This is a genomic window from Leptothoe sp. EHU-05/26/07-4 (genome assembly GCF_043421015.1).
In the GTDB taxonomy this organism is placed as follows: Bacteria; Cyanobacteriota; Cyanobacteriia; order Phormidesmidales; family Phormidesmidaceae; genus Leptothoe; species Leptothoe turfae.
The window spans coordinates 205,912-220,282 of record NZ_JAXSQV010000001.1; the positions used below are offsets into that span (position 1 = coordinate 205,912).

Annotated in this window: 12 protein-coding genes; 8 read left to right on the forward strand and 4 right to left on the reverse strand. The window is 48.0% G+C overall.

Annotated elements, in window-relative coordinates:
- Positions 1-718: 718 nt before the first annotated feature.
- Positions 719-2,095 (forward strand): ABC transporter substrate-binding protein, encoded by a 1,377-nt coding sequence (locus tag U2F10_RS01005; RefSeq protein WP_499870228.1) that lies wholly within the window; start codon positions 719-721, stop codon positions 2,093-2,095.
- 57 nt (positions 2,096-2,152) lie between these two features.
- Positions 2,153-4,081, forward strand: a complete 1,929-nt coding sequence (locus U2F10_RS01010; protein WP_499865051.1) for a sensor histidine kinase — start codon at positions 2,153-2,155, stop codon at positions 4,079-4,081.
- Here the strand turns inward: U2F10_RS01010 and U2F10_RS01015 are convergent.
- The 3 genes from U2F10_RS01015 to dusB all read right to left on the reverse strand — a co-directional run bounded on the left by U2F10_RS01015 (position 4,071) and on the right by dusB (position 8,043).
- A complete protein-coding gene (locus tag U2F10_RS01015) occupies positions 4,071-5,360 on the reverse strand; it encodes a glycosyltransferase family 4 protein (protein ID WP_163659501.1) in 1,290 nt (429 codons plus the stop codon). The two genes, U2F10_RS01010 and U2F10_RS01015, sit on opposite strands and share 11 nt — an antisense overlap.
- A 900-nt stretch (positions 5,361-6,260) precedes the next feature.
- The gene (locus U2F10_RS01020; RefSeq protein ID WP_006518962.1) at positions 6,261-6,908 is read right to left on the reverse strand and encodes a DUF3318 domain-containing protein; all 648 of its coding nucleotides are present in this window, start codon (positions 6,906-6,908) and stop codon (positions 6,261-6,263) included.
- Between the two features lie 34 nt (positions 6,909-6,942).
- Positions 6,943-8,043 (reverse strand): tRNA dihydrouridine synthase DusB, encoded by a 1,101-nt coding sequence (dusB, locus tag U2F10_RS01025; RefSeq protein WP_499870230.1) that lies wholly within the window; start codon positions 8,041-8,043, stop codon positions 6,943-6,945.
- 155 nt (positions 8,044-8,198) lie between these two features.
- Between dusB and U2F10_RS01030 the strand changes: the two genes are divergently transcribed.
- The 6 genes from U2F10_RS01030 (at position 8,199) to U2F10_RS01055 (ending at position 13,254) form a co-directional block, all read left to right on the forward strand.
- A complete protein-coding gene (locus U2F10_RS01030) occupies positions 8,199-9,083 on the forward strand; it encodes a DMT family transporter (protein WP_163659499.1) in 885 nt (294 codons plus the stop codon).
- A 161-nt stretch (positions 9,084-9,244) separates the two neighbouring features.
- Positions 9,245-9,526, forward strand: a complete 282-nt coding sequence (locus tag U2F10_RS01035) for an ArsR/SmtB family transcription factor (protein ID WP_163659498.1) — start codon at positions 9,245-9,247, stop codon at positions 9,524-9,526.
- 78 nt (positions 9,527-9,604) lie between these two features.
- Positions 9,605-10,456 carry a phosphate ABC transporter substrate-binding protein gene (locus U2F10_RS01040; protein ID WP_499870232.1) on the forward strand — a complete coding sequence of 284 codons (852 nt, stop codon included), beginning with the start codon at positions 9,605-9,607 and terminating at the stop codon, positions 10,454-10,456.
- Positions 10,431-11,363 (forward strand): phosphate ABC transporter permease subunit PstC, encoded by a 933-nt coding sequence (pstC, locus tag U2F10_RS01045; RefSeq protein WP_499870233.1) that lies wholly within the window; start codon positions 10,431-10,433, stop codon positions 11,361-11,363. The genes U2F10_RS01040 and pstC overlap by 26 nt, the downstream gene beginning before the upstream one ends.
- Complete coding sequence (pstA, locus tag U2F10_RS01050; protein ID WP_163699144.1) at positions 11,353-12,210, forward strand: phosphate ABC transporter permease PstA; 858 nt, start codon at positions 11,353-11,355, stop codon at positions 12,208-12,210. Before pstC ends, pstA begins: the two co-directional genes overlap by 11 nt.
- A 234-nt stretch (positions 12,211-12,444) precedes the next feature.
- On the forward strand, positions 12,445-13,254 hold the full coding sequence (locus U2F10_RS01055) for a phosphate ABC transporter ATP-binding protein (protein ID WP_499870235.1): 810 nt from the start codon (positions 12,445-12,447) through the stop codon (positions 13,252-13,254).
- Positions 13,255-13,256: 2 nt separating this feature from the next.
- Here U2F10_RS01055 and U2F10_RS01060 read toward each other — a convergent pair whose 3' ends face one another.
- Entirely contained in the window at positions 13,257-14,366 is a 1,110-nt protein-coding gene (locus tag U2F10_RS01060) for an aldo/keto reductase (RefSeq protein ID WP_499061526.1), read from the reverse strand.
- Positions 14,367-14,371 lie beyond the last annotated feature (5 nt).

A 14,371-nucleotide genomic window follows, 5' to 3' on the forward strand; every position in this document is an offset into this window, starting at 1 on the left:
ATCGAGTAAATGCTCATTCGATGGGTAGTTTCTATTAAAAATACAAGGTAATTCTTCGTCTTATTTTTAAGATAAAGCTTGTATCTAACACGATTTCTTTACCTTACTTTCCTGAGCACATCTAATGGACTTGAACATTTAGATAAACCCGGTGAATTTACACAAACTCATGTATTGATTATCACTCCATTGATGGTAACAAAAGTAGCTGTGTTGTGTTTAGAATAAATTATTTAAAAAATCATTGTTTTCATTAGAAAGACCTCATGAAAAACATTAAGATATGGGCAGTAAGTATCATTTTTCCTATTTTATTGATTAGACTTGCAGTAATATCCCATAGACTATATATGTGATACAGAGTGATATTCTTATTTAAAGCTTCAGTAATAAAACGATGAGAATTGTTTCAGGCTTGATGTGATGTTAACGAGTCTAGGCAGAGGCAAAAAGCAATCTGTTTAGCAAGTTAATACCTTTTATTAAAAGTATCTGGGTGCATATCGAAAAATCAGGATGAAGGGTGTTTGTATATCGATAGCAATCGTTCAAGCAATTTTTTTGGCCAATTATTAGATGCTCCCGTAGGTCGCTCTATCGTCAGAATACGTGGAATTTTTAAGGCTGATCTCTCCATTTCTGAATACAGATTTTTCATGATTGTTTGAATAGTTTTACCTCTGAGGTAGTAGCTATTTTTATTGGAGATATTGTATTTATGCAACGGCGCAAATTTGCACAGTTATCACTGTTTGGGTTAGGTGGTTTGATTGCGAGCTGTACCCGCGGACAACAAGTCTCCACCCCTAATGACATACCATCTGAGAACAAACTTAAGATATGGTGGCAAGAGGGGTTTTATCCAGAGGAAATTGATGCACTGAAACAGATTATTGAAGTTTGGAAAACCCAAAGCCAGATAGAGGTTGAACTCAACGTTATTCCCCAGAAAGACATTCTGGCAGCACTTGATCGGGCATTGAGCACCGGTACCGAAGATATTCCTGATATTTTCTATTCTGGCTCAGCTGACTTAACTAGTATTCCTCGTTTAGCGTGGAATGGAGAACTTGCCGATGTCTCTGATGTAATTCAACCGATTAAACAGTACTACACAGATAATGTGCTGGACGGCGTTAACTATCAGAATAAGACTGGAGGCAGCCGTAGCTACTATGCTGTGCCACTGATGCAGTCAGCCATTCATATTCACTATTGGGAAGATTTATTAATCAATGCCGTCGGGGAACGTCGGGTAACTATTCCTAAAGACTGGCAAAGTTTCTGGGATTTTTGGCAGAATATTCATTCCACACTTCAGGCGAATCAAGGCAGTGACATTTACAGTGTGGGTATGCCAATGTCCCTTAGCCTCGATACCTACAATAACTTTGAACAATTTTTAGAAGCCCATAATGTTCAAGTTCTAAATGAATCGGGTAGTTTTGCCATAACACCAGAAAATCGAGAAGCCTTTGTGACTGCGATCGCAGACTATGCCCGATTTTTCGAGAATAATACGGTTCCCCCAGATGCCGTTGATTGGGATAACACAGGCAATAATGTCTCGCTTCTAAGTCGAAAAAGCCTGATGACCGTCAATCATACCCTTTCGGCTCCAGGTTCCCAGCGCAGTGATGATGAGACTTACTATAAAAATCTAGCGACGGTCGAATGGCCCAGCAAGCCAGATGGTAGTCCCATGCGCTATGTCATTGAAATTAAACAGGCCGTTATCTTAGCTAACTCCAAGCAACAGACAGCGGCCAAAGACTTTCTGGCCTTTCTAGCCCAGCCTAATAATCTATCGGCCTATACCAAAGGTGCCCAGGGTCGGTATTTACCCGTTATGCCCGAACTCTTTAAAGACCCATTCTGGCAAGAGCAGCGAGATACTCACATTTCTGTCGCTGTTCAACAGCTACAAAATACACGGCCTGCATACCAAGTATTAAACCCCGCTTATGGTGAGGTCGCTGAGCAAAATATTTGGGGGCAGATTATGAATAAAATTGCCCTCGGTGAACTCGATAATGAATCAGCTGCAGATGAGGCCATTCAACTGATTCAACAAATATTTGACGATTGGCAATAGCTATTGCCAGGGTGCTCTCTCTCTGCGATCAAACTCTACCAAACATAAAGGGCAAACGTGAACAATAAAAAGAAACGCCTGCTGTTAAAGTTAATTACACCATTATCATTATTGTCAGCAGCCACTGTACTGACAATTTCAGTTAGCACATACTTTTCAGCACGAGAGACTATTAAACAGTCATTGTTTGATCGGCTCAGCGTCGCCGTTACCCTTAAAGAAGAAGAAATCGCGCAGTGGTTTAAAGTTCAGCGTAGCGATATCTTACTCTTAGCCCGTTTGCCAGAGGTCAAGACACAGACCAAAGCGCTTGCTAATGATGATTCTAAGCAGGACGCTTATGACAAACTTTCCTTATATTTAAAGGATATTATTTCAGCCAAGACCAATCTAGCTGAAGTTTCCATTCTCACCGAGGGTGGAATTGTTTTATTTTCAACTAATAAAGCATTAGAGAAAACATATCAGCCCTTGGGGGCCACCACCACCTACTTTTCCAATGCTGCAGACAAGATTGTTCCAACGTTGTACATATCCCCCGTTACCGGGGCAACGGCTATTACCTTTGCCACACCTATTTTAGACAGTAGTAAAAATCGCGTTGGTGTGCTTTCGGTCACCTTAGATTTGCAGGATGTTGATTCACTGATTCGAGATCGCACAGGACTAGGGGAAAGCGGAACCACTTATCTTGTCGGACAATTAGAACGCAGAAACACATTCATCGCATCAGGCAAAGACAATGGGGCACCGGACAATTTAACCAGCTTTGCGATCGATGCAGCCACTGCTGGTCAGCGTGGGTCGGGTCTTTATCAAAACTACGCGGGTCAACCCGTCATCGGCGTCTATCGTTGGCTAGATGGTCAAAGTTTGGCGCTGATTGCTGAAATCAATCAGACAGAGGCCTTTGCCCCTGCCCGTGGCCTGGCCAGAAATATTCTGCTGATCGGGTCTGTGGCAACGGGCTTACTGTTGTCGGGTATTTATTTACTATCGCGGCGTATTACTAAGCCGATTGCGGCCATTACAGCAGCGGCCACTCAGCTGGAAAAGGGAGAGCTAGAGCAGTCGATTCCCATTGTTAGCGATGATGAAATCGGCTTTCTTGCCCACACATTTAATCGGATGGCGTCGCAACTGCAGGAGTCGATAGCGGCCCTAGAAACTAATAATCAAGCACTAGAATCTCGGGTCAAAGAGCGTACAGCTGAATTAGTCGAAGCCAAGGAAGCGGCTGAATCAGCAACCAGGACAAAAAGTACGTTTTTAGCCAATATGAGCCATGAGCTGCGCACACCGCTCAATAGCATCATTGGTTACAGTGAGATTCTGCAAGAAGAAGCTGAGATCAATGGTGATGAGAGTATGGTCCCTGACCTTCGCAAAATTCAGGGTTCTAGTAAGCATCTATTAAATCTGATCAACAGCATTTTGGATTTATCCAAAATTGAAGCTGGCCGCATGGAACTTCATTTAGAACCTGTCCATATTGCTGAGCTGATACGGGATGTCATGGACACAATTCATCCAGTCGCTGATGCTAAACGCAACAAGGTCGTGATCGAGAATCTAAGTGAAGTCGAGTCCGTGGAAAGCGATGCTGACAAGCTACGTCAGTGTTTGCTCAACCTCCTTAGCAACGCTAACAAGTTTACTGAAAACGGTCAGCTGACTCTAACGGTTAAGACCATCCATTATCAAACAGAAGACTATCTTGAATTGACCGTTGCCGATACGGGGATTGGCATGGAAAAAGATCAGCTGGACAAAATCTTTGAGGCGTTTACCCAAGCAGATCTGTCCTCTACTCGACGGTATGGTGGCACTGGCTTAGGCCTCACCATCACCCGCGAATTTGTGCGCATGTTAAACGGTACAATTTCAGCTCAAAGTGAAGTGGACAAAGGCTCCACCTTTATTATTCTGTTACCCCAGGTTGTCTCCAGTGTTCAGACTGAGTTGGCAGCTGTGACTACGGCTTAAGGGTAATCTTCTTGGGCCGCAGTGTCGAGGACATGGATGTAGTAGCCGTCATTTTATCAACGACGCTATCGAGTAAGGTCTCATACCCCTCAAGGGATTGTTCAAAGGAGTAGTTTGCGATCGCATACCCCCGTCCTCGTTTACCCAACTGTTCGATCCGCTCAGGGTCATGGTATAGATCTTGAATCGCCTTAGCTAAGGCTTTTGGCTTCTCAGGCTCTACGACCAAACCACCACCGCTATCTCTCACAGCTTGGGCAGCGGCCCCGCCATCAGGCACAGACGCCACAATGGGTCGACCACTGGCCAACAGCACCATCGTTTTGGATGGCATATTAAACCCGACCACGCTGGCTTTCTGCATAATTAGCGACACATCTGCCGCTGCCAACATTGTTGGTAGTTCAGCCCGAGGCGCGAAGGGTAGCAACGTCACATTGTTAACCCCCAGCTCTTTACGCAGGTTTCTCAAATCACCAAGCTGACGCTCTTCGCCCACAATGACAAATTCAATATTTTGAAAATGCTGTAGTGCTTCTGCTGCATGAATAATCGTTCTAACCCCCTGGGTACGAGCAATATTACCGGAGTAGAGAACAATAAACTTATCTTGTAATCCATACTTTTGCCGAAACTGATTATCATATTTCGGTAAAGGACGAATAAAGTTAGTATCAACCCAGTTGCAGATGCGCTTAATCTTACTGACAGGTACACCTTTACTGACCAAATTTTTCGAGAAACTATCAGTAATTACAGCAACGCGAGTCGCACTGGCGTAGGCAAACTTCTCTAATACTTCAAAAATCCGGATAGCCAGTTGATTACTAATCAGCCCTGTCCTAACAGCCGCCTCTGGCAAAATATCCTGGAGGCTAAGCACTGTCGGACACCCATAGATAAGTTTTAATACCGCTACGGGGATACAGGCTGGCAACGACGGACTAGTCGACAAAATAACGTCTGGCCGCCACCCTTTGAGGGCCTGTAAAAAACTTAATAGCGAAAAACTGCCGTCTAGCAGTACACGAGTGACAACACCGGGGTTGGGATGAATAGCAACATAGCAACGCTGAATCTTAACACCGTTGCGCTCCTCTTCACAGAAAAGTTGACCACGATACTGGGGATAAATCTTACGCTGGGGGTAGTTAGGCATAGCCGTAACCACCCGCACCTCATGCCCTTTGGTAACTAATCCTTCTGCCAACTCGGTCATTAAGGGGGCAATACCGATGGGCTCGGGGTGATAATTGTAAGAATATATGAGTATACGCATGGAAATCGCTCTGACTACTGATGTCGTGGTCAACAGATAAGCAACAAGCGCAAGCAGGGCTAGAAAGCTAAGAAGACCAACTTTTGAGGCTATAGAAATACGTCTAGGCTTCAATAATACGGTCCTACATTATGCCCAGTATGTCTTTCGCAAATGTGCCAAGTTACATGGCACTTTTCTGAAGATATGAACAAGTAACCAAAGGGTTCCCTTAACAGCTTTCAGAAAGGATAAACACACTACCTGGGGCAACACCTGTCATTGAGGACATTAAGTTTTGGCCGCGATCTGTTTAAAGAAAAACATCCTTAAACAAAGGCTAACTTGGTCTTAAAACAAATGTAGTAACCAGGCTGCAATGCACTAGAGTTTTTGAAGTTTATGTAAAAAGAGCAGCTTTAAAGTTCGCAATTGAAGGATCAATCACCTAAAAGAAACTGACTACTTTACTACTACATTCATCAAACTCACTCAAAACAACTTATACAGATCAAAAACACTGACCAAAAAGTGAAACTGTTAATTTGGACAAGCGACTCAACTACCCCGTAGCGGTCAGTATGGTGTCCTAACCGTTACCTCTTTATTCTTCAGGAAACTCTTCTGGCTAGATAGCTCATCCTCAGACTTTCTCATGTGGCACAGCTACGCCAGAGCAACGACCACCATTATGGTAGGACCTTCAAGGTCTTAGATAAAAGGTTTGACGTAATCTTTATAGTATCCAAGTGAAAGTCCATAGCCAAAGTGGCAATTCTTTACATGATTATACGGATACTACAGGATCAATCAACCCAGCTGAATGATATAACAACTTTCCTTGATTGAAACATGTAAGCAAGGAGATTACGTCTGTAAAAATACAGACAACTTTTCAATTTTTTCTAAAATTTTAATGAACTAGTAGGCTCGAGAAGCATCACGATCAGCTCGAATTCGATCCTTAGCTCGATTAGCACTGCGCTTTAATGCTTCTAACCGCTTCACATAGCGATCGCGCTGCTTTTTCTTGGGTGTCTGCTCAATTAGAGTTTTCAAAGCACTGCCCAAACTCTTGTAGGCATTGGGTAGGGAGTAGCCAAAACGAGTGGCTAAAGCAATGGCTTTTTCGTCCGCGTCCATGGCTTCTTTAAGGGTCTTTTCTGCGTTATTGCGCTTGTATAAACGCCAGCCAGAAATACCACACAGCCCTAAAGCCAACATCAGCAAGAGGCCATCTTGAACCCACAGCTCCCCGACAGCACCCCCAAGACCAATAGCTAAAGCAGCCATCTCCCAACCGTCACGGGGAATTGTATCGTTCTGAACGCGGGCAACTTCGTGCCAAAACAGTAAATTACGCTGGTCAATGGCCAGCTGTTCCCACTTAGGCAAGTCAATTTGAACTTCGACCTGATCTTTGCCTAGCTCTTCAGAGGTAATCAGCGGTGGGCCTACATCCATAGCGGGCTCAACCGTAACCCAGCTTTGCAGTTCTGGGGGTAGCAGACTACGTAAACGGCGAAGTTCGCCCATATCTGCTCTGGAACTGTAGGTGGCGTAAGACATGCTGATACTGGCCCGAAAACGCTTCTAAAAATGCTTATACTATAGCGGGCTTTAGGAGGCTATGGCGGTAAAGTTCTGGGGAGATTACCGTAATCGCCTCGTCTAATAAGCCACACCCTTCTTCCACAGACTCGATGCGGCATAGTTGATCCCGCAGTTCAGCGGCCCCATCAAAGCCCTTAGCGTACCAGGCCATATGTTTACGAGCCTGGCGAATACCGCTTTTACCCTTGTAATCCGCCAGCATCCTCAAGTGTTCCTGGGCACAACGTAGACGCTCGATGACTGTGGGCGGCAGGCGACGCTCGCCAGTCTTGAGGAAGTGATCAATTTCCCCGACTAAAAAGGGATAACCTAGGGTGCCACGGGAGCACATAACGCCATCGGCCTGGGTTTGCTCTAAACAATCAATTGCCGCATCCACTGAAAAAATATCCCCATTGGCAATCACGGGGATCGCCAAAGCCTGTTTAACTTTGGCAATCCAACTCCAGTCGGCAGTGCCGTTATAGCCTTGTGAGCGGGTACGACCGTGAAGTGTCAACATTTGCGCCCCAGCTACTTCAAGGCGACGGGCAAAATCCACAGCATTGATGTCGTCTTCAGACCAGCCAATGCGCGTCTTAGCCGTCACCGGTATCGATACGGCAGCGCTAACGGTTTCAATGATGCGGGCGGCTGTATCAGGGTCCCGCAACAGTGATGAACCACCGCCATTCTTCGTGATTTTGTTAACGGGGCAGCCCATGTTGATATCAATGGTGTCCGCGCCCTGATCAGCGGCTTTCTTAGCTGCTTCTGCTAGAAAATCGGGTCTACGGTCAAATAGCTGAATGCTGATGGGCCGTTCACCAGGATCCACCTCCATCACCTTGGGTAGCTTGCGCATGTGGTGCAGTTCGGCAGCGCTCACCATTTCGGTATACATCATCGACTGTGGAGCGTAGCGGCGCACGAGTCGGCGGAAGACAAGATCGGTTACCCCAGACAGCGGCGACTGTAAAACCCGACTGTGAACTTCAACAGTGCCAATGTTTAGGGGAGTGGCGAGGCGGGATTTAAGAGCGGGGGACAGGGAATGGGGAATGGGGTGTGGGGTGTGGGGTGTTTGATGGAGGTTGAGAGCAACTGACATGGGAGGTTGGCTAAACGCCGCAAGGGGTTGAGACTTTCTTACACAGCTTACGCTTCTCTAGGATGCCATTAACTAACCGACCACCCACAATTTAGAACTCCTGTACGATGCCTTTAACTCATAATTCACAACTCACAATTGAGAACTAACTAAGGATGTTTCAAGGGGAAATTGCGGCGCTGAGTGCGGCGGGGCTGTGGGCATTTGCGACGCTGATGTTCGGCCGATTGGGGAAGCAGCTATCGCCCCTGGTGTTGAACCTGATTAAGGGATCAATGGCGATTGGGTTTATCGTGCTCACCCTGGCGGTACGGCAGCAGTTGCTGGCATCGTTGCCGATGGGGTCAGTGGTACTGCTGTTAATTAGTGGTGTGGTGGGCATTGGACTGGGGGATACGGCTTACTTTGCCACGGTGAATACCTTGGGAGCGCGGCAGGCTTTATTACTGGAAATGCTGGCTCCGCCTATGGCTGCTTTGATGTCACTGGTGTTTTTGCAGGAGCAGCTGTCGGCTTTGGCCTGCCTGGGCATGGGGCTGACGTTGGCAGGCATCATCTGGGTGGTGAGTGAGCGGAGTCCTCAGGTTCAAAGCACCCGCTCAAAAGCGGCCATTACTCGGGGGATCTTGTTGGGGATCATGGCTGCGCTTGGGCAGTCGATTGGTAGTGTGCTGTCACGGGCGGCGTTGGCCGACACGGCTGTCGATCCGCTATGGAGTAGCTTACTCAGGCTGTCGGCAGGGTTGGTGTGTATTGGTGGATTATTGCTGTGGCGTCGGCAAGAGCAGGTATTTATGCGTCCATCTGGCCGGTTGTTGGGGGGTGTGGCGATCGCAGCCTTTTTTGGCACCTATTTAGCCATCTGGCTACAGCAAGTGGCCTTGAAATATTCCCCGGCTGGCATCGCCCAGTCACTGCTGGCAACGAGTCCGATCATGGTGATCCCCATGGCTCTGGTCATTGGCGAGCGGGTTACGGTGCGAGCTGTCTGCGGGGCGATCGTGGCGTTGGTTGGTGTGTGGCTATTGTTTAGTCGTTGAGGGGAGCGTTACCTAGAGGGACTCTGTTACCGGCAGAAGCGTTGCCCCAAGAGCTCCCCTTGTGGGAGCCCCTACCGCCCATAACTCTTTGTTAACCTATATGAATCATATTTCATATGAATCTCAGTTCATTCTAAGCTGCCCCTGTCAATCTCAAGGTTATGGATCAGGTCACGTGCGTCGACAAGCTCAAGATTTTGGCGGATACCACGCGGTTAGGCGTATTACAGAAATTGCAGTTTGGGCCTCAATCAGTGGGCGCTCTAATGACTGCTTTGGATGTAGAGCAAACGCTTTTATCCCATCATTTACGTGTATTACGACAGGCTAAGTTTGTAATCGCAGAAAGGAATGGTAAGCAGGTACTCTATCGGCTGTCTCCCGACGTATTGATTGAGCGAAATAGCCTAAACCTGGACTGTTGCGTCCTATCGTTTCGGTAAGGTCTTTGGGGATTATCCTCTAGCAATCATGTTCGACCACAGTGCCCTGAACGTTGTCTCTTTAAAGGACGTCGGTCTATGGTGCAAACGCTTGACTTGAAAAGATTAGGGTTAATTGCCTTAACCTTGGCTGGTTTATCAGCCTGTTCACCACCAACGGAATCAGCGGATGGTGAACTACAGGGAAAAGTTATTTTGACGGGCTCTAGTACAGTGGCACCCCTCGCCTCAGAGCTAGGCAAACGCTTTGAGCAAGAATATCCCGAAGTACGGGTGGATGTGCAGACAGGGGGTTCCTCACGGGGATTAGCTGATGCCCGCAGCGGTCAGGCGGATATTGGCATGATGTCGCGGGATTTAGCCGCAGATGAAACGGATGTCACGGCCTATGCGGTGGCCCGCGATGGTGTGGCGATGATTATCCACGCTGATAATCCGGTGACGGAGTTGAGCCCTGAGCAAGTTATAGATATCTACACCGGTGGCATTACTCAGTGGTCAGCGGTGGACGGGGATGATACACCTGTCAGTGTAGTGAATAAGGCGGAAGGGCGTTCCACGTTAGAGGTGTTTCTCAAACACTTTAAGTTAGAAAATAGTGATATCGCCGCCCAGGTCATCATTGGTGACAATGAGCAGGGAATTAAGACGGTCACTGGCAATCCAGATGCCATTGGCTATGTGTCCATTGGCGCAGCGGAAAACAGTATTGCTCGGGGCGCGCCGCTAAAGCTGTTGCCGTTGGAGGGTATCAACCCGAGTACAGCGTCGGTGCAGGATGGTTCATTTCCCCTGTCGCGTACCCTGAACTTTGTGACCAAGGGTGAGCCAGAAACACTCACGAAAGCATTTATTGATTTTGCCCAGTCCCCTGAAGTCCACGACATTGTGGAGCAACAGAACTTTGTACCCATTGATTTCTCCCAGTAAAGGTAATTTATCGCATCAGGTGGACTCATCTGCGTCTCTTAGACGGGCTAAGCGCCATGATTGGCTGTTGCTAAATGGCCTCCGGTTATTGGCAGGGATCACCGCAGCCATCGGCGTATTGATTACGGTGTTTGTCCTCAAGGAATCGCTACCTGCTTTGCAGTCTATCGGCATACTGCGATTCTTCGGGGATGAGGCTTGGTATCCGTTGGAGGGACAGTTTAACCTGGTGCCAATTTTATTGGGAACGGTGTTAATAGCGTTGGGCGGGATTGCGATCGCAACTCCCCTCGGTTTGCTCTCAGCTCTGTTCTGTCAGTTTTATGCTCCCAAACTTCTGGCCTCTATCTATCAGCGACTTTTGGAATTGTTGACCGGGATTCCCTCCGTGGTCTATGGCTTCTGGGGATTAGTCGTTCTAGTACCCAAGATTAATCAGATTCATCCACCAGGGCAAAGTTTGTTGGCCGGGATTTTGATCTTGAGTCTGATGATATTGCCGACGGTGGCACTCCTTTCAAAAAACAGTCTAGGAGATGTGCCTGGCGATTATTTAAAGGGTGCTGAGGCGCTTAGTTTGTCACGGTGGACGATACTCAGCCGGATTGTTTTACCGACTGCGCGTTCCGGTCTAATCACAGCAATTGTTCTAGCAACAGGCCGTGCTTTAGGAGAAACGATGGCGGTGCTTATGGTCTGCGGTAATGTGGTGCAGATTCCAAATTCTGTCTTTGCGCCGGTGCGTTCTTTGGCTGCCAACATTGCATTGGAAATGGCCTATGCGACGATGGATCATCGCTCAGTGCTATTTGTCAGTGGGTTGGTGTTACTGGGTCTGGTGGGGTTGCTGGTGATGATTGCATCTGCTTTAGGTGCAGAGGAGCAAGGCAGACGTCATGGTGTCTAGAATAGTCTCTCAAGTTAACGCTACAAAATGGCTCGATTACTTGTTGACATTGGCGACTTGGGCCACAGCAGCCAGTATTACTGCCGTTTTTCTATGGATTGTGTTATCGATTGTTGGGCAGGGATTAGGGCAATTATCCCTAGATTTTCTCTTGTCTGAGCCGATGAATGCGGGGCGGGAAGGGGGAATTGCCCCTATCCTGGTGTCTACTCTGTTGATATTAGGCGTGTGCTTAGCGATTGCGCTGCCTTTAGGCTTAGCCACGGCACTGTTGCTTGCAGAGTTTACGGTGAGTGATAAGCGGTTGGGGATGTGGGTACGGCGTAGTCTGGATTTTTTGGCTGGGGTGCCGTCGATTGTATTTGGGTTATTTGGCAGTGTGTTTTTCTCTAAGGTGTTGGGGTTGGGGTTTTCGATTCTCTCTGGAGGGTTGACTCTGGCTTGTATGGTGTTACCGTTGCTGATTCGGGCGACGGAGGAGGGGTTGCGATCGCAACCTGCCAGTTACCGACAAGGGGCTGCTGCTCTGGGTCTTTCTAAAACCACTACATTATTCAAGATTCTCTTGCCTGCTGCGCTACCGGGGCTCATGGTGGGTCTGGTGTTATCGATGGGGCGGGCTTTGGCGGAAACAGCTGCTTTAATTTTCACAAGTGGTTATGTGGATCGGTTTCCAGAATCGCTGTTGGATTCGGGACGGGCGTTGTCAATTCATATTTTTGATTTGTCGATGAATGTGCCGGGTGGGGATGGGAATGCGGCGGCATCGGCGTTGGTGTTGTTGGGGATGTTGTTGGGTTTGAATGGATTGACGGCGTTGATTACGTGGCGTTGGTCGGTGAGGTAAGGTTATGGACTGCACAAAAATAAAGGCCCAGGTTGGGGCTGTAGATGGGCTCATAGAATGAGATGGACTCATAGAATGAGATGGGCTCATAGAATGAGATGGGCTCATAGGATGATTATTTAAGCACAAGCGCCTTATGGGAAAGGTTATCTAAATTCTCCAGGTTCTTTTTTATCTTCTTAATTCTTTAAGTCTCCTTTCAATTTGATTCCCACCTTAGTTATTTTCTCGACTATGCTTTCTTATCACTCACAGGCTGCTTCTAATGTTGCTGAGTCTGCGCCTTTAATAGAAGTTCAAGAGCTGAGTCTGCGCTATGGTCGTCACATCGCTTTTGAGGGGGTTTCTCTGCCGATTTATGTGGGGCAAATTACGGCGATTGTGGGTCCCTCGGGTTGTGGGAAGAGTAGTTTCTTGAGCTGCTTAAATCGGATGAGTGATTTGGTGCCTGATTGTCATGTGGAGGGGCGAATTCGGCTGGCTGGGATGGAGATTCTGAATCCGAATACGGATACCCTGTCGCTGCGTCGCCGGGTGGGGATGATTTTTCAGCGGCCTAATCCGTTTCCGTTGAGTATTTGGGAGAATCTTGCTCTGCCTTTGCGAGAACATGGGATGACCGAGCGCCATCGACTGGCAGAGACGATTGAAGTCGTGCTTAGGGATGTGGGGTTATGGTCAGAGGTAAAAGACCGTCTGCGTAAGTCGGCGCTAGCTCTATCGGGTGGGCAACAGCAGCGGTTGTGCATTGCCCGAGCCTTGGTGCTACAGCCAGAGGTTTTATTATTGGATGAACCCTGTAGTGCTCTGGACCCGATTGCCAGCGGCATTGTTGAGGACTTGATTACGCGATTACGGCCTCGTTATACCCAGGTGGTGATTACTCATAATTTGGCTCAGGCTAGTCGCATTGCTGATCAGGTGGGCATGTTTTGGGTGCAACACGGCGTAGGGCGGTTGATTGAATTTGGTATCGCCCAGCAGATTTTTGAAGCACCCAATCATGAGCTGACTGCAGCCTATGTCAGCGGAGGTAAAGGTTAACTCTATTCTGTGACAACTCCTGCCCCTGAGCCTTTGACTAAAATGGGTTGATTAAACGAATTAGGCTGATCACCAACGGTGGCACCGCCATTGATCATGCCCTGGAGGCTAGGCTCAAAGAAGGTGTAGGGGAAACGAGAATCGGGACGGCTCACCTGATCTAATCGCTGCTGTAGCTCAGCGGGAATCTCGAAGTCTAAAGCACCTAGGTTATCTTGCAATTGGTGTAGCTTAGTGGCTCCGATAATTACTGAGGCAACGGCGGGACGGTTGACAACCCAGTTAAGGGCGACCTGTGCCATAGAACGGTCCAACTCTTTGGCCACTTGCTCCAATTCTGCAACGATGGCCCAGTTTTTCTCAGTAAATTTGTCAAAAGCTGGATTACCGCTGTTGGCGAGCATTGCCAGCCGACCTGAACCTTCGCCACCTTGCTCAGAAGGTTTATATTTTCCAGAAAGCAGACCACTGGCCAGGGGAGACCACACCATCAAACTGGTGCCCAAGTTTTTAGCCAGTGCTGAGTACTCAAACTCGATGTTGCGCTCGGCTAGGGAGTATTCCAGCTGTACGGTGCTGATGGGTTCCCAGTGGCGTTCTTGGGCCAGGGTTTGGGCTTGAGCGACATACCAGGCGGGGGCATCCGATAGGGCGACATGTCGGACTTTGCCTGAGCGAACTAAATCATCCAGGGTACGCATCACCTCGGCAGCCGGAGTGACCTGATCCCAGGTATGCAGCATATAGACGTCGATGTAGTCGGTGCCAAGGCGCTCCAGGGAACCTTCGACGGCACGCAGGATATTTTTGCGCCCGTTGCCGCCTGCATTGGGGTTGCCGGGCTCAGAGTTATAGCTAAATTTGGTGGTGATGATAATGCGATCGCGAGTCTTACTATCCTTAATAAACCGGCCCAACATCTGCTCACTATTGCCGTTGGTATACAGGTCTGCCGTGTCAACAAAGTTGCCCCCTGCTTCCACATAGGCATCAAACAACTGGCGGGCATTGGCTTCATCAGCCCCCCAACCCCAGTCATCACCAAAGGTCATCGTGCCCAGGGCCAAACGGCTAACCTTCAATCCAGTATTTCCTAGCGTGTAGTAATCCATATGGC

Bases quoted from the DNA above. Each gene is read 5' to 3' on its own strand.
- U2F10_RS01005 (WP_499870228.1), top strand. From the start codon at position 719: ATGCAACGGCGCAAATTTGCACAGTTATCACTGTTTGGGTTAGGTGGT.
- U2F10_RS01015 (WP_163659501.1), bottom strand. From the start codon at position 5,360: ATGCGTATACTCATATATTCTTACAATTATCACCCCGAGCCCATCGGT.
- U2F10_RS01020 (WP_006518962.1), bottom strand. From the start codon at position 6,908: ATGTCTTACGCCACCTACAGTTCCAGAGCAGATATGGGCGAACTTCGC.
- dusB (WP_499870230.1), bottom strand. From the start codon at position 8,043: ATGTCAGTTGCTCTCAACCTCCATCAAACACCCCACACCCCACACCCC.
- U2F10_RS01030 (WP_163659499.1), top strand. From the start codon at position 8,199: ATGTTTCAAGGGGAAATTGCGGCGCTGAGTGCGGCGGGGCTGTGGGCA.
- U2F10_RS01035 (WP_163659498.1), top strand. From the start codon at position 9,245: ATGGATCAGGTCACGTGCGTCGACAAGCTCAAGATTTTGGCGGATACC.
- U2F10_RS01040 (WP_499870232.1), top strand. From the start codon at position 9,605: ATGGTGCAAACGCTTGACTTGAAAAGATTAGGGTTAATTGCCTTAACC.
- pstA (WP_163699144.1), top strand. From the start codon at position 11,353: ATGGTGTCTAGAATAGTCTCTCAAGTTAACGCTACAAAATGGCTCGAT.
- U2F10_RS01055 (WP_499870235.1), top strand. From the start codon at position 12,445: ATGCTTTCTTATCACTCACAGGCTGCTTCTAATGTTGCTGAGTCTGCG.
- U2F10_RS01060 (WP_499061526.1), bottom strand. From the start codon at position 14,366: ATGGATTACTACACGCTAGGAAATACTGGATTGAAGGTTAGCCGTTTG.